Raw genomic sequence first — 18510 nt, forward strand, 5'->3', positions numbered from 1 at the left:
ATCTCTATATATGTTTCGCACTCATACCCATCTGGGCCACAGACTTCGAGAGGTCTGTTCATTACTAAAGTGTACCACAATTGAGTACTAGGAAGAAATGAATTCGCTAAACAAGTTGAGGCGTGTATGCTTCTATCATTCTATGGACACCGATATCTTGATCTTCTCAATTACAACTCAAAAAAAAGAGACAAGCAACGCAATTAGCGCCACTCGTCTCTTTCGAATCTACATATAATGCCGGACGAATCCGATACTTCGATGATCTTAGCGGGAGATGATGTGGATCGGGTGACCCATTACCAATTCCGCTGCTTCCATCACGATTTCGCCCAAAGTTGGGTGAGCGTGAATAGTAAGCGCCAGATCTTCCAACGTTGCGCCCATCTCGATTGCAAGACCAAGCTCAGCAATCAAGTTGGAAGCTTCCAGACCAACGATTTGGCAACCCAATACAAGGCCACTTTCTTCGTCAGCAACGATTTTCACGAAGCCTTCAGCATGGTTCAAAGATACTGCACGGCCATTACCCGCGTAAGGGAATTTACCTGCTTTTACTTTGTAACCTTTTTCTTTTGCTTCTTTCTCCGTGTAACCTACGCTGGAGCACTCAGGATCTGTGAATACAACAGCTGGCATACATTTGTAGTCAACTACAGATGGTTGTCCAGCGATTGCTTCTGCAGCCACTTTACCTTCATAAGAAGCTTTGTGTGCCAAAGCAAGACCAGATACGATATCACCAATTGCGAAGATGTGCGGGATGCTAGTGCGACCTTGGTGGTCAACTTTAACGAATCCGCGCTCATCAACGTCAACACCGATCATATCAAGACCGAGTTCTCCGTCTGTATTAGGACGACGTCCTACAGTAACGAGCAGGTAATCTGCAGTTACTTCTTTGGATTCACCATTTACAGAATATTTAACAGTTACATCTTTATCCGTTTGCTCAGCGCTTTCCGCTTTTGCACCCGTTACGATTTCGATGCCTGTTTTCTTCATGTTTTTAGCTACAAGGCTAGTCATGTCTTTATCGAAACCTGGCAGTACCGTATCCAAACCTTCGATGATTGTTACTTTAGCACCGAATTTGGAGTACATTTGACCAAGCTCAGCGCCGATATAACCGCCACCGATTACGATCATGCTTTTTGGTACTTCAGGCAAGTTCAATGCTTCTGTCGAAGACAAGATGCGTCCGCCAAACGGGAAAGGTTTAAGTTCGATTGGACGGGAACCTGTTGCAATGATTGCATTTTTGAATTTGTAACGTGGTGACTCGTGATCGTTGAATACACGAGCTTCGTTTTCGTTGATGAACATGCACTCACCGTTGAAAACTTCAACTTTGTTGCCTTTGAGCAAACCAGCTACGCCGCCAGTCATTTTCTTAACAACGCCGTTTTTGAATTCTTGAGTTTTAGCAAAATCTACTTTTACGTTCTCGGCGGAGATACCGAAAGCTTCGCCGTGAAGAGCAGACTCATATTGATGTGCAGCAGAGATCAGAGCTTTGGATGGGATACATCCACGGTTCAAACATACGCCGCCCAGCTCGGATTTGTCTACGATCAATACGCTTTGGCCCAGTTGTGCAGCGCGGATGGCAGCTACATAGCCGCCAGGTCCTGCACCAATTACTAATGTGTCGATATTGAGAGAAGCGTCGCCTACTACCATATCTTACACCTCCATAACAAGCAACTCAGGGTTAGCGAGCAGCTGTTTAATGTAATTCATAAAGTTTTGTGCTGTTGCGCCATCGATGATACGGTGGTCGAAACTCAAGGACAATGCCATTACAGGTGCTGCAACAACTTCGCCGTTTTTGATAACAGCTTTTTCGCTGATGCGTCCTGTACCCAAGATAGCAACTTCTGGGAAGTTGATGATTGGAGTGAAGAACATACCGCCAGCAGAACCGATGTTACTGATGGAGATTGTGCTTCCTCTCATTTCATTCGCGCTCAGTTTGCCATCGCGTCCGCGAGCTGCCAGATCACGAATGGAATCAGCGATCATCCAGATGGATTTACGATCAGCATCTTTGATTACAGGAACGATCAGGCCGTTGTCTGTATCTGTAGCGATACCGATATTGTAATATTTTTTGTACACAATTTCATTTGCTTCTTCATCAATCATTGCGTTCAACGCTGGGAATTGACGGGAAGCTGCAACCAATGCTTTAACGATGAATGGTAAGTAAGTCACTTTAGTGCCTTTTTTCTCTGCGATTGGTTTCATGCGAGTACGGAATGCAACCAGTTCAGTTACGTCCACTTCGTCCATGATTGTAACGTGAGGTGCAGTGTAAGCCGATTTAACCATTGCATTGGAGATCGCTTTACGGATACCTTTGAAAGGTACGCGCTCTTCTTCAAGGCGTTGATCAGCCGCTGCAGCTGCAGGTGCTGCAGATTTTTTCTCTTCTTGAGCTGGAGCTTCGGAAGAAGTTGCCGCTGCGGAAGATCCGCCACCGTTTTTGAAGGATTCCACATCTTCTTTGGTTACTTTACCGTTGTTGCCAGTGCCGTTAACCTGAGCGATGTCTACACCTTGCTCACGAGCAAATTTGCGAACGCTTGGCGTAGCCAAAACGTCTTTTGCAGGAACTGCAGGAACGCTGTTGTTGCCGCCTTCTTGAGCTGCATTGGAGCTTGAAGCTGCCGCAGAAGAACCGCTAGTATCAGCTCCACCTTGTGCTGCTTCTTTCTCTTGTGCACCTTGGTCTTCAGCAGGAGCGTCGTCTTGTTCAGGCAGTTCGCCTTCTGCATCGATAACCGCTACAACTTCACCAACGTGGCAGACTTGACCGTCTTTAGCGAAAACTTCAGTTACTGTTCCGTTAACCGGACAAGGAACTTCAACAACCGCTTTGTCGTTCTGTACTTCCATGATGATATCGTCGTCAGTTACTTTGTCCCCGACTTTGATGTGCATCTTGATGATTTCGCCTTCGTGAAGGCCTTCGCCCAGTTCAGGGAATTTATATTCAAATTTAGCCAACTGAAAAACCTCCTTGATTATTTGCTCCATCCTGAAAACAACCCTTAGCTCCAAAAACCAACTGTTACTGCGAGCGCAAATAACTGTCAATCAAGGGACTAATGGCTGTTTACAGTGCAGCTTGCGCTACGATGTGAATCACCATACTGCGCCTTGCGGCATGTCAGATGATTGAATTAGAAGTTCATGACTTTGTTAACCGCAGCAACGATACGCGCCGGGTTAGGCAACCATGTATCTTCGATTTGTGCAAAAGGATATACCGTATCCGGGCCAGCTACACGCAGAACCGGTGCTTCCAAGTGCAGGATTGCTTTTTCATTGATTTGTGCAATGACTTCAGCTGCAACACCTGCGCTCTTTTGAGCTTCTTGTACAACGATTGCACGGTTTGTTTTCTTAACGGAAGCAACAACGGTATCGATATCGATCGGGCTGATCGTACGAAGGTCGATCACTTCAACTTTGATCCCTTGTTTTTCAAGCTCTTCTGCAGCTTTTACAGAAGTATGAACCATCATACCGTAAGTAACGATAGTAACATCGGAACCTTCACGAACAACGTTCGCTTTACCCAGTTCAACAACATAGTCTTCTTCAGGAACTTCTGCACGGAAAGCATGGTACAGGTTCAAGTGCTCCATGAAGAATACTGGATCGTTGTCACGGATGGAAGCGATCATCAGACCTTTTGCATCGTAAGGGTTAGAAGGAACTACCACTTTAATACCCGGAGTTTGCGTGAGCAAACCTTCCAGAGAGTCTGTGTGCAATTCTGCCGCTTTTACGCCGCCACCGAATGGTGTACGGAATACGATCGGAGAATTGTATTTGCCGCCAGAGCGGAAACGCATACGAGCAGCTTGAACTACCATTTGGTCAAGGGCTTCGAAGATAAAACCTACGAATTGAATCTCAGCTACCGGACGGAAGCCTTGAATACCCAAACCTACAGCCAGACCGCCGATTGCGGATTCAGCCAGTGGTGTATCAAATACACGCTCTTCGCCAAACTCTTTTTGCAAGCCTTCCGTTACACGGAAAACGCCGCCTACATTACCTACGTCTTCACCGAAAAGCAGAACGTTAGGATCACGTTTCAACTCTACGCGAAGCGCATCACGAATTGCTTCTTTCATGTTCAATTGTGCCATTTGCTTCATTTCCTCCTTAAACATTGACAGTTCACATTTGAATTCATACATGTATACCGAGACACCAGTACCGGCGCCGGATGTTTATGCTTTATCGGAAAAAACTTATTGGAAATCAGCTTTTTGCTCTTCCAAGTGCTTAGGCGTTTGTTCGAACATGCTGTCGATCAAGCCTGAAATCGTCATTTTCTCGGTTTTTTCCGCTTTTTTGATCTCTTCGTTCACTTTTGCTTTTGCTTCTTCTTTCACACGTGCTGTATCTTCTTCAGTCCACAGACCTTTTTTCTCCAGATATTTAGCGAAACGTGCGATTGGATCTTTTTCGCTCCACTCAGCCTCTTCTTCTTTCGTACGATACTTGGAAGCATCATCAGAAAGGGAGTGTGGACGGAAACGATAAGTTACCGCTTCGATCAAAGTAGCGCCTTCTCCGTTACGTCCGCGTTCAGCAGCTTCCTGAACCGCTTTGATAACAGCGAAGATGTCCATACCGTCAACTTTAACACCTTTGATCCCTGCTGCTACCGCTTTATGAGCGATGGACAGAGCTGCTGTTTGTTTAGCAAAAGGAGTTGTGATGGCATAACCATTGTTTTGTACAAAGAAGATAACTGGCAGTTTGTAAACACCAGCGTAGTTCAGACCTTCATAGAAGTCACCTTCGGAAGATCCGCCATCACCTGTGTAAGTGATAACCACTTGTTTTTGTTTCTTCAATTTGTAACCCATAGCAATACCCATTGCGTGCAGAATTTGAGCACCAATGATGATTTGCGGCATCAAAACGTTAACGCCGTCCGGAATTTGTCCACCATGTTGGTGTCCACGGGAGTACAAGAATGCTTGATAAAGAGGAAGTCCATGCCATACGAGTTGCGGAATGTCACGATAGCCAGGACATACAAAGTCTTCTTTTTCAATTGCAAATTCACTACCAACCATTGTAGCTTCTTGACCAGATACTGGAGCATAGAAACCAAGACGACCTTGACGGCCAAGGTTTACTGCACGATCATCCCAAGTACGGGTAAATACCATGCGATACATAATTTCTTTTAATTGATCGTCGGAAAGCTTAGGCATCATGTCTTTGTTAACAATTTCGCCGTCAGGAGACAGCACGGACAGAGCTTCTACATCCTCCGTGTATACTTCATAAGGAACCTTGCTCATTTTTTTCTTCACCTCAACAAAAAATTTGAATATCAAGTTCCGCTGTTATATTATTATTATACACCTGTTTCACTGCATACGTCAAAGAAATCCGTAATATTTTTATGTTTCCTTTTGGATTGTATGTATAACAGGGGTTTAATATTGGTATAACAGCATAATACATGATTGCGTGTTTGACCCATCCCCGCACCAGGTTAATCTTACCGTATTGCGCGGGTGAATGCAAAAATAACCCGGAAAGGTGACGTTTTATGACGGATTCCCGCTATTTGAAACGTACAATTGTTAAGGAAGAGATTGAAAGCCGTTATCTCGGCGAGAAACGAACCTTACGTATTTATCTCCCCCCAGGCTATAACGAACTGCTTAGCTACCCTGTCGTTTACTGTCAGGATGGCGAAGAGTTTTTCAACTTTGGCCGAATCGCTACCACAGCTAACCGCATCATTTTGGATGAAGGCGCCGAACCTTTCATTATTGTAGGGGTTCAAGTGGACGTCTCTGTAAGGACGCAGGAGTACGCTCCCTTTGGCAGTCGGTTTGAAGCTTATACGAAGTGCTTTGCAGAAGAGATTATTCCCTATGTCGAAGAGAAATATCCTGTAAGGCGCTCTCCGCAGGAACGTGTTCTTGCTGGTGATTCATTGGGAGGCAGTGTTTCATTGCATCTTGCACTGAAATATCCTGAGTTGTTCACCCGCGTTATCAGCATGTCTGGTGCCTTCTACTCCGCATCTCAGGAAATCTATGCTGCAGCCGAAGACTTGTCCTGGTTGTCGATCTGGATGATTGTTGGCTTGCAGGAGACGGCCTTTGAAGCCGATACCGGAACGTATGATTTTGTACAGCTGAGCCGGGATACTCGTGATCTGCTGGAAAAACGTGGTGCTCTCGTCTCCTATCAGGAAAAAGACGGGAATCACCAATGGGGCTTCTGGCAAAAGGAACTGCCTGATGCCTTGCTTTACTTTTTACAAGAAGGTTAATAGAAGATTGTCTCAAAAAGTTAATGCAGGAATGGCTAAAAGGTTCTAGCTACAATTAAATATTTCGTTGAACAGGCGGCTGCATAGCCGCTTTTCTTTTTACGATTTTTTGGACAATACGTTGTTACCGCTTACATTCATGCCCTGAAAAAGAAGCAGGAGTTCTAATTCGTTCCGTTCCTGCTTCTTTGCCATTTCACCAATAATAATGAGCTACTCAAGCTTGGCTTGTATTTTATCTAATTAAAATCAGGTTAAAGGATGCTCTTCTTGGATTCTGTTCAGCAAGACATCGCAACCTGCGTTCACCAGCTCGTACACTTCTTCAAAGTTCCCTGTATAATACGGATCAGGCACTTCTCTCAGCTTTTCGTTCGGTAGCAAATCCATGAACTTGATAATCTCTGCCTCTTCTCCACCTGGCAGGCTACGTACATTCTCTGCATTGGAATTATCCATACATATAATGTAATCAAATTCAGTGAAGTCTGCACTCACAAATTGTCTTGCTGTCATGTTGGCATAAGAGATTTGATAACCATCAAGCAACTTACGGGTACCCTCATGCGGAGGTTTGCCCACATGCCAGTTGCCTGTACCAGCCGAATCAATCCGAATCTGTTCGCCAAGCCCCTTCTCCATCACTTTATGACGCATTACTGCTTCCGCCATAGGGGATCTGCAAATGTTACCGAGACATACAAATACAACGTTAATCATGATAAGTTACTCCCCCTTGCTCAAAGTACCTTGAATTACGGATGGAGCATGTTGCGGAATAAGTTTCTCCGGCTTCAAAACGACGGTTTCGTTAGGCGTCAACGAGCGGCGCGGCAGCTTCCATTTGTAGTGTACAGAACACATCCGGAAAAAGACAACTGTTGCAAAACAGATCAGCAAACCAATGTTTGTTGTAAACCAGCCCATTCCGATGGCAAACCCCGCTGCCATTGCCCATACCGCATAGATCTCATCACGAAGAACAAGCGGTTTACGTCCGGCAAGAAGATCCCGAATGATTCCTCCGCCAATTCCCGTCAGTACAGCTGCAACGATTACAGCACTGATGGGATGACCCATATTAGCCGCATACAATCCGCCCTGAATTGCAAAAGCAGCCAGTCCAATTGCATCAAACAAAGCTTCAGTCCGTTTCCAGTGACTAATCCACTTCAAGGGCAATACAAAAGCAACAGCTACAGAAACCAGCGCAAGCATGATTAACGAGCCCTGACTCCATAATGTTGTTACAGGCACGCCAATAAGCACATTCCGGATCACTCCGCCTCCGAATGCTGTCACAAGCCCAAGTACCAATACACCCAAAATATCATATTCCTCTTCCATAGCTACAAATGCACCGGACATTGCAAATGCGATCGTACCTATAATGCTGAATACTTCAAAAATGTGTAAGTCCAACCTGTTCAAACCTCACTTTTCAAGTCATCTCCATGTCGCTCTCCCCATTGTATCCGCGAGTACGGAAATTGTGCAACCACATTTTGTCGATTATACTGGTTTGGTGTATAGTTTTATAGCTTAGCGCAGGATTTAGCTTCAATTAGAAAATCAAATGGTGTCCCTCTATAAATAAGGAAGGATGAAATAGAATGGATTATAAACGTATTGTCATCTTCACAGGTGGTCAACTCACGCAGGAATTCCTTCAGGAGATTCAGCCCGATGACGTTATTATTGCGGCAGACCGCGGAGCCTTGTATTTAATCGAACATGGTATCCAACCGCACATCGCAGTGGGCGACTTCGATTCTATAACGGAAGAAGAACGAGAGATCGTAAACAGTAACAGTGTAGAATTCATTGCTTGTGATCCGATCCATAAAGATTTGACAGATACCGAAATGGCATTTGAAACCGCTCTGGATCATGAACCTACTCATATTCTCATCTTTGGCGCAACGGGCACACGAATGGATCACACCCTCGCCAATGTTCATATCATGGTTCGTGCTATGCAACATCATATCTCTTGTGCGCTTCAGGATGAGCACAATTATATGACGTTAACCACTTCAAGTGCTGTTGTCGAACAACGCGGTTTTACCTATGTCTCTTTGCTTCCATTAACACATGAGGTCACAGGGATATGCCTGGAAGGATTCATGTACCCTTTGGATCACGCTACTATACGTATGGGACAATCCTTAGGGATCAGTAACAAGCTATTGGACAAGTCAGGCACAGTTACGATTGATAGCGGCCTGTTACTTATTATTCAAAGCAAAGACTGAACACTAAATACTATATTAGTAAGGCATTTTTTAAGTTAATACGAGTCAAAACCTACAGCTCAACGCTTAATTATTACGTTTTTGTAACCTGTTATTTTGTTTCCCAAATCAAATTAAATGAAGAAATCCCCTTGAGTATCAAGGGGATTTTTGTTTTATAGTTATTTCTGGATTCGTCAATGATTAATTTTTTGACATTTTTAATCGTATTTTAATAATTACATCTAAAGTACTGTCCTATCAGTCTTTTTGCTTATGTATCCAATTTCTAGGGTGTTACAAACCTGTTATACTCGCTCTAGCAACTTAACGAAAACGAATTTTGGAGGTACTAACTACATGAAAACAAACTTCTTCATCCAAAAGGCCGTAACCGTCGGGTTGTGCGCTACACTAGGTTTTGGAGCTGTATTAATGACAAATGCACCTGTTGCACAAGCCGCAACGGCATCCGTATCAACAGGACAGCAAATTGTAAACTATGGTAAAAAGTTCACTGGAACTCCATATAAATTTGGTGCTTCAACAACGACAACCAGATACTTTGACTGTTCTTCTTTTATGAAGTACATTTTCAAAAAATATGGTGTAGATCTTCCGCGCACTTCCGTACAACAATCCAAAGAAGGTAAATTCGTCTCTAAAGCCAACCTTCGTGTTGGTGACATGGTGTTCTTCTCGAGCGGCAGCCGCTCTACGGGTTCTAACATTACTCACGTTGGTGTGTATGCTGGAAACGGTAAAATTCTTCACACGTACGGCTCTCCAGGTGTAACCCTGTCTGATCTGAACTCCGGTACGTGGAAAAGAACTTACATTACAGCTCGCCGCGTCCTTTAGTCCATCTGCCTTTATAATTTAAACTGACGACCGGATCAATTGATCCGGTTTTTTCATATCATCCTATCCTTTAAATACCCGGATTAATCCTTGTTTCAAACTGGAGAATGGTGGAATATTTAAAAATCAGCTATCCACCAACATATAACCTATCCCTCGAACCGTCTGGATTAACTTCACCTCTCTGCCTTTATCCACTTTCACCCGTAGGTGTTTAATGTAAACATCAACAACGTTCGTATCCATGGCATACTCATATCCCCACACATCGCGCAAAATATCTCCCCGTGTGCAGGCTTCATTCAAATGCAAGGCTAAAAACTCCAATAATTCATATTCTTTCGGGGTCAGGTTCAAATATTGCCCTCCACGACTCACTCTACGCGAACGCAGATTAATTCTGAGGTCTTGAACTATAATCATTTCCTCACCTTCATGGGAAGCACTGGCAAACAACCGGAGCAGGCTACGAATTCTCGCAAGCATAACCTTCCAATGAAGAGGCTCCTCCATTACATCATTCGCTCCAAAATCAAGCCAATCAATGACCCGTTGCGGCGAAACTTCAGGAATAATTACGATTAGAGGCGTGGATATACTCGGATTCATCCACCGCTTCAATGCAATTTTATCCTGTTCACTCTGATGCAGCATATCCTCAGACTCTCGATCCACCAAAATAATCAAATGCGGACGAACAGACCTAAAGTCCTCTATGTCGTTTAATTCATACCATTCTACATGCTTCACCTCATAACCCTCGTCTTGCATGATACGCTCTATACGGCCCACTAAATCCCCAGTACCCACTAATATGATAGCTGTTTTCATCATTTCTCACCCGGCCCGTCTGGTTTCCGTTGCTACTTGGCATGGATTGTACCGTTAGGATGCCATAAAAAGAAAAAGTCCATCCCCGCGGGGAACAGACTTTGTCAATGCATGAGTTTTGATATTACAAGTAATTGATGTGGTTTAGCCAAAATATCGATGAACCAGCGTACGCGCTTCAGACGTATCTTTTGTGCCATGAACAAGGACACGACCATCCTGAAAAATGACCAACCGATGTTGACCTGTTGTGAATGACACCAGAAAAGGATTCATTTCCACTTTTCCTTCACCAAGCCGTTCCAATCGATCTGCTGTCTGCGGAAGGTCCAGTTGTATGCGGCGCGCTGGACGAATCTGAACAGTATCCCTACCACATAACACATCGGTTTTCTCCAGATTGGATGCAGAAAGAAACGGGTACGTAGCTGCTGGGCTACATGATGCACATTCTTGCTTTTTTGCCCCATCTACATTAATGGATATGTACTCGTTCCTCCACACATCAAATGACAACAATTTACGCCGAAGAGCAGCTGTGTTACCACTTAGCAACTTCATCGCTTCTGCTGTCTGATTGGCTGTCACCATTTGCACCGCTTGAGGAATGATGCCCGACGTATCACAAGTATCCCCACCAAGTGGTACTTCTCCTAAGAGGCAGTTTAAACAAGGTGTTTCGCCAGGCAAAAACGTATACGTAATGCCATAGCTACCCACACATCCTCCGTATATCCAAGGTATATTGTGTTTCTGTGCCATATCATTAATCAGTAATCTTGTATCAAAATTATCCGTTGCATCCATGATTAAATCGGTATGCTCCACTAGCTCTTCAAGTTCATCCACGCGCACATCCATCACTTTGGCTTCGATGCGAACGCTTGAATTGATTTCTGTTAAACGTTTGACAGCCGCCATCGCTTTGGGCATACGCTCAATCGCATCCTGTTCAACATAAAGTTGTTGCCGCTGGAGGTTACTCCACTCCACATAGTCCCGATCTACAATGGTAATTTGTCCGACACCGGAACGCACTAGCGTTTCTGCAATACCTGTTCCAAGTGCGCCGGCTCCGATAATTAAAACTTTGCTGTCTTTTAACCTCGCTTGACCTTCTTTACCGAGCGGAGCATATCGTTCCTGTCTGGAATAACGATCGCTCTGCTCCGTATGATGTAACTGATCTGTCATGTATGAACCATTCCTTCCACCGGACTGCTTGCTGCTGCATAACGTTTCACCGGAATCATGCCTGCCGTATACGCCAGTCTGCCCGCTTCGACCCCGAGCCGCATCGCTTTTGCCATGGCAACCGGATCATCTGATCCAGATACGGCTGTGTTAAGCAATACACCATCCGCCCCAAGTTCCATGGCATAAGCGGCATCTTTGGGAGAGCGTAACCCTGCATCTACAATAACAGGCACTGCCGCTTGCTCTATGATGATTTCGAGATTATAAGGGTTAATGAGCCCTCTACCTGCTCCAATTGGCGAAGCTCCAGGCATGACTGCATGTACACCAAGCAATTGAAGCCGTTTAGCTAAAATAACGTCGTCCGAAATATAGGGCAACACGGTGAATCCCTTTTCGAGTAAAATGCTACAAGCCTTGTACGTTTCAAGCGGATCAGGGAGTAACGTTACTCCGTCTCCGATAACTTCGACTTTTATCATATCACAAAGCCCCGAAGCTCGCGCAAGCTCAGCGATCCTTACGGCTTCTTCCGCAGTCGAAGCACCCGCCGTATTGGGTAGCAATGTGTATTTGCTCAGATCCAGCGTATCCAGAAAGTGTTGCTTGCCCGTCTCCTCTAGATTCAGACGACGTACAGCAAAGGTCAGCACCTGGGTACCTGAAGCTTCCACAGCCTGACTCTGTACTTCCATATCGCTGAACTTGCCTGTTCCAAGCAACAACCTTGACTCAAACGAGTATTTACCAATCGTTAACATCTTTCAACCTCCTAGGTTTTAGCAAGTATCAACTACCAACTACTCAATCAACAAGATTCAACGACGCCTGTGAATCACTTTGCTTAGCCGCCTCCGACAAAATGAACAATCTCAATCCGATCTCCTTCTCTTAGCGTTGTTGTTCCATGGTGATCTTTGGTCAAAATATTGCGATTCAACTCAACCACCACGGTTTTCACTTGTAAGTTAAATGATTGCAGTAATTTGTCCACACGATTTAACCCGTCTTCAACCTCCATCTTTTGGCCGTTCACGATAATGTTCACGACATAACCCCCTTTCTGTTCAATCGTTCAGGCGAAAATGCTTCGATCCCGATCTCTTCGGCACTCTTGCCCTCTACCATGTCTGCGATCCAGCGACCTGTTATTGCACTAAGCAATATCCCATTACGAAAATGTCCATACGCTGCATACAAGCCTGAAATCCCTACACATTTGCCTATATACGGCAGCCCATCAGGGGTGGAAGGCCTTATACCTGCCCATGCCCGCACAAAGTCCGCCTCCTTGATTCCCGGAACCCAATAACTTGCCGCTCCAAGCAATCGTTGCATACTATTTGCCGATACGCTGTGATCTTTTCTTCCTGGCAAACTGGTTGCGCCGATCCATACCTCTCCGTTTGCTTTCGGAACGATATAGACATCTTCTGCATATACCGTGCGATCGGGTCTGCCTCCAGCCTGATCTGTAGTAAACCGAACGGCCAACATTTCACCTTTCACCGGACTTGAAGGCAAAACGATCCCCACTTGATGCATGAGTTGCTCCCCGTGTAAACCAGCAGCTATGATGATATGTTTGCAACACATCTCTCCCTTAGCCGTTTTAATCCCTTGAACACCATGCTTATCTACGATCAGCCGAACATCTTGAACTCCTTCCAAAATGCGGGCACCCATCATTTCAGCTGAGATCGCATAAGCTCTTGTCAATGACACGGGCAACACTTCGCTCTCCAATGATCGGTAATAAGCACCGTACGTATCCCGATTCAACCATAACGCTTCTCGTTGCACTGTGCTTCGATCCCACCAAAGTTGTTGCACCCCCGAAGTGGTATTTCGTTTATCCTTGTATTTACTTAGATCACCGTATGAACGAAACGGTGTGATAAATCCGTTGCGCCTTAAGCCAAGATCCATACCTGTTAAAGCGGATATTTGCTCTTTGTGCTTATGAAGTAATTCCCTACTGTCATATGCGGCTTGTGCCATGAGTGGATGAGCAAAATCCTCACTATCTGCTGCCAGCATGCCGGCAGCTGCACATGAAGCTCCGCTAGCAATCTCCGACTGCTCAACAAGCAGTACTTCCTGACCTCGGGATGCCAGTTCAAAAGCAATCGCACAGCCTATGACTCCACCGCCCACAATGATTGTTTCTGCATGAAAGGTTTCTGGTTTCTTAGTTAAAGTTTCGGATAGCGGTAGCCGCTTAAACTTATCTTGTTCACACGATGAGTCGATCACTTCCTCGGGTTGACTCGGTCCTCTCTGTACCATTTTGTCATCTCCTTGTTTGAACAACATTCCGATCTTATTAGGTTGGCGTCATTTCCAACTTTTTGATCGAGAAACATTCACTTCACCGCTTCCACAGCCTGTTTAAGAAGCGCAACAGCATGAGCAGGGTTTGCATGTTTTAACACACTTGAGATCACAGCAGCACCCCTGGCTCCCGCAGACCTGACGGCCCGAATGTTATCCGGCTGAATCCCCCCAATTGCAATAACAGGCACCTTGACACTGGAGCACACTTCCGATAACGCATCTAATCCCCTCGCTACAGAATCCGGTTTGCTTGCACTTGCGTACACATGCCCGAAAAAAAGGTAATCCGCGCCATACTCTTCGGCAATTCTCGCTTCATGCAACGAATGCACCGATATCCCCAACCGGAGCCTCAAATCATGCTTGTTCTCCGGCTTTACCATTACTTTTGCCCTTTCCAGCATATCTTGGCTCCAATGTACCCCTTGATAAAAATAGCCTGACGAATATAGGTTCGCACCGTTGATTACAATGCGGGAAGCTGGAACACCCGCTTCTACCATCAATTTGGCCCAGTTAAAACATTCCTGTTGCGAGAGTTGCCTTTCCCGGATATGAATGTAATGCACATAAGGCCAAATATCTTTGGCTGCCTTCAACATGACTGACTGTTCCGCTTTATTCGTAGATATCACATGTAACTCAAAAAAGTCTTTCTCTAGTCCACAGGTTGGTACAGATTTATCTGTCCGCTTGTACCACTGGTCTGTTGAAGTTTTACCTGATTCATGAGCATCATAATCAAACATCAAGGTATGCAGTCTCGTTCTCGCTCCTTTCAGCTACAGGCTTGGAGAAGTAGTAATGACAAATATAAAACCAAAAAAGCCACTCCCGTAGGGGAGTGGCTGCGTATAAACAAAGGTTCAGTTCAATCACAAGCGTCTGACAAATACCTGTTAAACAGTTTGATAGTCAAATCTATAACTGTTTATTTTGATATTGAACCGCTTGGCATCACGATGTAATAAGATCCTGTTCTTACGTTAGAATCATTTACTATCGCTTTCGCTGAAACGCGCCACTTCCCTACGCTGGTATGATCCAGATCAGGTGCAAAGGGTCCGGAATCGCATTCTTCCATCTCAGCCGCATCGTGCGGCCCCCCTAGTGTTCATATGAAGTTGTAGCCTATATTACCACAACCGGTTTTTTTTGTCATCGTGCTTTTTCGGACCACTCTTCTACATCCCACGTTTTGGTGACCCAGCCTTCATAAAAATCCGGTTCGTGCGATACAAGCAAAACGGTTCCTTTATATTCCTTCAGTGCCCGCTGTAGCTCAGCCTTCGCCGTTACATCCAGATGGTTCGTCGGCTCATCAAACAAGACCCAGTTGCTCTCCCGCATCAACAGTTTGCACAAACGGACTTTGGCTTGCTCTCCCCCGCTCAGCATGTTAAGCGGACGCGTAATATGCTCATTTTTGAGCCCGCAACGTGCAAGATGTCCTCGCACCTCGTTCTGCGTTAGATGTGAAAACTCGTTCCATACATCATCGATCGGTGTAATATTCCCGGCTCGTACTTCCTGTTCAAAGTATGCCGTCTCCAAATAATCTCCAAGAAACGTTTTTCCGCTAATTGGCGCTATTTTACCCAAGATCGTTTTAAGCAGTGTTGATTTACCTACCCCGTTGCACCCCACAATCGCGATCTTTTCACCACGTTCAATCGTCATGGTCATCTTAGGTAGTAATGGATACGTATAACCGATCTCAAAATCAATACCTTCAAAAACGGTTTTGCTGCTTGCGCGGGCATCCTTGAACTTAAATGCTGGTTTTGCTGCTTCGTCTGGTCGATCAATTCGCTCGACCTTTCCAAGTTGTTTTTCCCGGCTTTTCGCTCGACCAGAGGTCGAAGCTCGAGCTTTGTTGCGTTGAATGAAATCTTCCTGCTTTTTGATGTATTCCTGTTGCTTCTCATAGGCATCAATATGCTGTGCTTTCTGCATATCTGCCATTTCAAGAAATTTCTCATAGTTGGCCGCATAACGCGTCAATTTAGCAAATTCCAGATGATAAATGACATTAACCACTTCATTCATGAACTCTGTATCATGGGAAATCAATAGAAAAGCATATGGGTAGTCTTTCAAATATCTAGTTAGCCACTCAATATGCTCTACATCCAGATAATTTGTCGGCTCATCCAACAAAAGGGCAGTGGGTTTCTCCAACAACAATTTTGCAAGCAGGACTTTCGTACGTTGTCCACCACTGAGAGCCGCAACATCCCGATCAAGGCCAATTGCATTTAATCCCAAACCGTTTGCCATTTCTTCCACTTTCACATCAATCAGATAAAAATCGCCCTGTTCAAGCTGTTCCTGAATATCTCCCATTTCTTCAAGCAACTGCTCAAGTTTGTCTGGATCGGCATCAGCCATCTGATCCGTAATGGCCATCATTTGCTTCTCCAGTTCCAGTAGCGGCAAAAAAGCATCTTTAAGCACATCACGAATGGTCTTGCCCGGTGTTAACTTCGTATGTTGATCCAAATAGCCATATCGAACTTTTGGCGTCCATTCCACTTTACCGCTATCCTTAAGCAATTTTCCGGTGAGAATATTCATTAGGGTTGATTTTCCGGCACCATTAGCCCCAACCAGACCCACTCGTTCTCCAGCAAGCAGACGAAACGAAACATTTTTAAATAACGTACGGTCTCCAAAATTGTGACTGACGTTCTCTACTGACAATAAACTCATAAGATGAGACTGCTCCTATCTATATACATTACTTTTAGTTCACGTTCCAAAACCCTATTCTAGCACAGGTTCAGTCTTTTCTGAAAGTAATGACACTTGCGCGAAGCAATCATATTCGAAATAACCTCTGGCCGCTGCCTGTCTTGCAGTTGTAAACACCTCTTCAGCACGAAAACCGGGGTTACAGGTGGCAGGATAATGATATTTTATGCCTGTTTCGGGATCAATCCCGCCAATGATCGCTGTTTTTTTGACTAGCCGGCCTCCACCAATGGCATAATTGTTAATCTTCTGACCCCCTACAGCGATCCCCTGTATAAAAGCCATAATACCCGTATCATTGATCGAATTGTACCAATCTTCCTGCGAGACTAAAGGCATCGTGAATAGATAAGCGACACCATTTCTCCTGGCAAATTCATTATGTCGATTGATTACGTCTGCAAGCTCTTCCTGTATTCGGGTCACGATCCGGCTACGCCGCACCTGTTCAAAAGTTGTAGAGTCCTGAAACAATGGAATCGTGGAATTCGAGGCCAGCTCCTGCTGAAATCCTTCGATCCATTTCCCTGCACCAGCATCATAAGCATACACATAACCGTCAAGTGTGAAATTAATGCTATTTCCGTCTGAATCTGAATATGTATAAGGTTTTTTGGGACTCCACACATGTCTATGAGACTTTTCCATCTCCCCAGTCATCTCGGTTTCCTTGGCAAAAATGTAATAACCATCATAATCCAGAACTACAACCGCTGGAATATAATCAAACATATGTTGAATAGCTTCCTTGTCATCCTGTATGCCCATGTTTAATGCCATCGTTTGGGTAAAGGTGGTCAACGCCAGTTCCTTATCCGCTTTAACAAACTTGGCAGAATCATAACCTGCTTCAGCATGTTGTTTTTCATTCTGGTGCATGACCGCACCAGCATCCATAACTGCGGTTTGTAACGCTGTTTTGTAGCGATAAGCCAGTTCATTGGCCTCTTGCGCATCTTGCGTATGAAACGAGAGGATATAAAATAACGGAAAGAAAATGAGAATAAACACGATAGAAAGCTCAGTAATCTTCATTCAGTACCATACCTCCATAAGAAGCAAAAACCGCAGAAGCCTGAACTGTACCTTGTAACCATTCTCGTATCATCATGGAAGGTGTGCGGTTGGTACTTTTAAGACTCACGGTGAAGAAGTCACCCATATTGAGCGTATATCTGCGCCCGGGATCATCGACGGACAATGCGCTAGACAACGGATATAACCGCTCCTGAATCTGTGACAAGTAGTATGCATCATGAACAACCTCGTATGTACCCGTGAAGCTACTCTGAATCATCGGATCTGAATACTGGGGGACATATTTTTTGTGTAAATGTTCCATGGATATGTCATAGTTATTGCCCGTTTGGGCTAACTGTTCTTGAAACTCCGCGAGCATTCGAGGTGAGATATATCCCTTGGTGCGGACAGCATCCACAAATCGTATGACACTCTGAGTCGCTGTCAAGCGTGCAATATCATCCTGACGTTCAGCAGTCTCGGCTGCAGGATACACATAGAGCAGTAGAACGGCAAGCATTACCGCAAACAATTTGGATACTGCATTGATCACGGTCCCTGTACCTCCTTCCAAAAAGAAAGCTTTAACAATTCACCGGATGCACTTCGGTTATATTCAGCTCGATAATTCCCATCCAGCTCAACCGGAACCATAGCTGATCGATGTTCAAGTGGATCAATCACATACTCATGACCGTCTAACTCAACATGAACCCCTGTACCTGTCATTTGCCGCACCGTATGCAGAACCTCAGCTCCGGTGTATCCGACAAAACCACCTGTAAGAAGTGTCGTATGAACTCTTCCTTCCATAGCCGCATTTGTTTTCACTCTGTCATTCAAGGCTTCGTTTAAAATACGGATATTCCACTGCCCGTACAAGCAGGCTGTCACAAAAAGGACAACCGCCGTACAGAACAGCATCATATGCTGTGTGTTCCGGGTCAT

At 44.9% G+C, this 18510-nt stretch carries 19 protein-coding genes and 1 riboswitch; of the genes, 3 read left to right on the top strand and 16 right to left on the bottom strand.

All coding sequences use genetic code 11. The features are described 5' to 3' along the window. Positions 1–267: 267 nt before the first annotated feature. The 4 genes from lpdA to pdhA all read right to left on the bottom strand — a co-directional run bounded on the left by lpdA (position 268) and on the right by pdhA (position 5339). A complete protein-coding gene (lpdA, locus tag ACT89M_RS16510; RefSeq protein ID WP_123065714.1) occupies positions 268–1683 on the bottom strand; it encodes a dihydrolipoyl dehydrogenase in 1416 nt (471 codons plus the stop codon). Between the two features lie 3 nt (positions 1684–1686). After that, positions 1687–3012 carry a dihydrolipoamide acetyltransferase family protein gene (locus ACT89M_RS16515; protein WP_308721672.1) on the bottom strand — a complete coding sequence of 442 codons (1326 nt, stop codon included), beginning with the start codon at positions 3010–3012 and terminating at the stop codon, positions 1687–1689. A 176-nt stretch (positions 3013–3188) separates the two neighbouring features. After that, complete coding sequence (locus tag ACT89M_RS16520; RefSeq protein ID WP_090916689.1) at positions 3189–4166, bottom strand: alpha-ketoacid dehydrogenase subunit beta; 978 nt, start codon at positions 4164–4166, stop codon at positions 3189–3191. Positions 4167–4271: 105 nt separating this feature from the next. Next, positions 4272–5339, bottom strand: a complete 1068-nt coding sequence (pdhA, locus tag ACT89M_RS16525; protein ID WP_090916691.1) for a pyruvate dehydrogenase (acetyl-transferring) E1 component subunit alpha — start codon at positions 5337–5339, stop codon at positions 4272–4274. 254 nt (positions 5340–5593) lie between these two features. Between pdhA and ACT89M_RS16530 the strand changes: the two genes are divergently transcribed. Beyond that, positions 5594–6328, top strand: a complete 735-nt coding sequence (locus ACT89M_RS16530) for an alpha/beta hydrolase (RefSeq protein WP_154957386.1) — start codon at positions 5594–5596, stop codon at positions 6326–6328. Positions 6329–6577: 249 nt separating this feature from the next. On the opposite strand, the gene ACT89M_RS16535 is transcribed toward ACT89M_RS16530, so the two are convergent. Together ACT89M_RS16535 and ACT89M_RS16540 are read right to left on the bottom strand one after the other, a co-directional pair. After that, entirely contained in the window at positions 6578–7048 is a 471-nt protein-coding gene (locus ACT89M_RS16535) for a low molecular weight protein-tyrosine-phosphatase (RefSeq protein WP_154890441.1), read from the bottom strand. 6 nt (positions 7049–7054) lie between these two features. Beyond that, positions 7055–7750: a trimeric intracellular cation channel family protein gene (locus tag ACT89M_RS16540; protein ID WP_090916699.1), complete on the bottom strand. Its 696-nt coding sequence runs from the start codon at positions 7748–7750 to the stop codon at positions 7055–7057. Between the two features lie 191 nt (positions 7751–7941). Between ACT89M_RS16540 and ACT89M_RS16545 the strand changes: the two genes are divergently transcribed. Continuing rightward, the gene (locus ACT89M_RS16545) at positions 7942–8583 is read left to right on the top strand and encodes a thiamine diphosphokinase (RefSeq protein WP_090916701.1); all 642 of its coding nucleotides are present in this window, start codon (positions 7942–7944) and stop codon (positions 8581–8583) included. A gap of 339 nt (positions 8584–8922) precedes the next feature. After that, complete coding sequence (locus ACT89M_RS16550) at positions 8923–9423, top strand: C40 family peptidase (protein ID WP_090916703.1); 501 nt, start codon at positions 8923–8925, stop codon at positions 9421–9423. Positions 9424–9549: 126 nt separating this feature from the next. Here the strand turns inward: ACT89M_RS16550 and ACT89M_RS16555 are convergent, their stop codons facing one another. The 10 genes from ACT89M_RS16555 to ACT89M_RS16600 all read right to left on the bottom strand — a co-directional run bounded on the left by ACT89M_RS16555 (position 9550) and on the right by ACT89M_RS16600 (position 18510). Next, the gene (locus ACT89M_RS16555) at positions 9550–10257 is read right to left on the bottom strand and encodes a winged helix-turn-helix transcriptional regulator (RefSeq protein ID WP_308721671.1); all 708 of its coding nucleotides are present in this window, start codon (positions 10255–10257) and stop codon (positions 9550–9552) included. A gap of 141 nt (positions 10258–10398) precedes the next feature. Next, positions 10399–11448 (bottom strand): ThiF family adenylyltransferase, encoded by a 1050-nt coding sequence (locus tag ACT89M_RS16560; protein WP_090916708.1) that lies wholly within the window; start codon positions 11446–11448, stop codon positions 10399–10401. Beyond that, positions 11445–12212: a thiazole synthase gene (locus tag ACT89M_RS16565; RefSeq protein ID WP_308721670.1), complete on the bottom strand. Its 768-nt coding sequence runs from the start codon at positions 12210–12212 to the stop codon at positions 11445–11447. Before ACT89M_RS16565 ends, ACT89M_RS16560 begins: the two co-directional genes overlap by 4 nt. A gap of 83 nt (positions 12213–12295) precedes the next feature. Next, a complete protein-coding gene (thiS, locus tag ACT89M_RS16570) occupies positions 12296–12499 on the bottom strand; it encodes a sulfur carrier protein ThiS (RefSeq protein WP_154890446.1) in 204 nt (67 codons plus the stop codon). Further along, positions 12496–13740 carry a glycine oxidase ThiO gene (gene thiO, locus ACT89M_RS16575; RefSeq protein ID WP_308721669.1) on the bottom strand — a complete coding sequence of 415 codons (1245 nt, stop codon included), beginning with the start codon at positions 13738–13740 and terminating at the stop codon, positions 12496–12498. The genes thiS and thiO overlap by 4 nt, the downstream gene beginning before the upstream one ends. A 77-nt stretch (positions 13741–13817) precedes the next feature. Beyond that, positions 13818–14537, bottom strand: a complete 720-nt coding sequence (locus ACT89M_RS16580) for a thiamine phosphate synthase (RefSeq protein ID WP_308722002.1) — start codon at positions 14535–14537, stop codon at positions 13818–13820. A 260-nt stretch (positions 14538–14797) separates the two neighbouring features. Further along, a riboswitch (TPP riboswitch) is annotated at positions 14798–14907 on the bottom strand. Between the two features lie 39 nt (positions 14908–14946). Next, positions 14947–16500: an ABC-F family ATP-binding cassette domain-containing protein gene (locus ACT89M_RS16585; RefSeq protein WP_308721668.1), complete on the bottom strand. Its 1554-nt coding sequence runs from the start codon at positions 16498–16500 to the stop codon at positions 14947–14949. Between the two features lie 54 nt (positions 16501–16554). Further along, positions 16555–17577: a hypothetical protein gene (locus ACT89M_RS16590; RefSeq protein ID WP_308721667.1), complete on the bottom strand. Its 1023-nt coding sequence runs from the start codon at positions 17575–17577 to the stop codon at positions 16555–16557. Next, positions 17564–18115 (bottom strand): hypothetical protein, encoded by a 552-nt coding sequence (locus tag ACT89M_RS16595; protein WP_308721666.1) that lies wholly within the window; start codon positions 18113–18115, stop codon positions 17564–17566. Before ACT89M_RS16595 ends, ACT89M_RS16590 begins: the two co-directional genes overlap by 14 nt. Beyond that, positions 18112–18510 carry a hypothetical protein gene (locus ACT89M_RS16600; RefSeq protein ID WP_253494208.1) on the bottom strand — a complete coding sequence of 133 codons (399 nt, stop codon included), beginning with the start codon at positions 18508–18510 and terminating at the stop codon, positions 18112–18114. The genes ACT89M_RS16595 and ACT89M_RS16600 overlap by 4 nt, the downstream gene beginning before the upstream one ends.

The sequence above is a fragment of the Paenibacillus sp. NN59 genome (genome assembly GCF_057597225.1).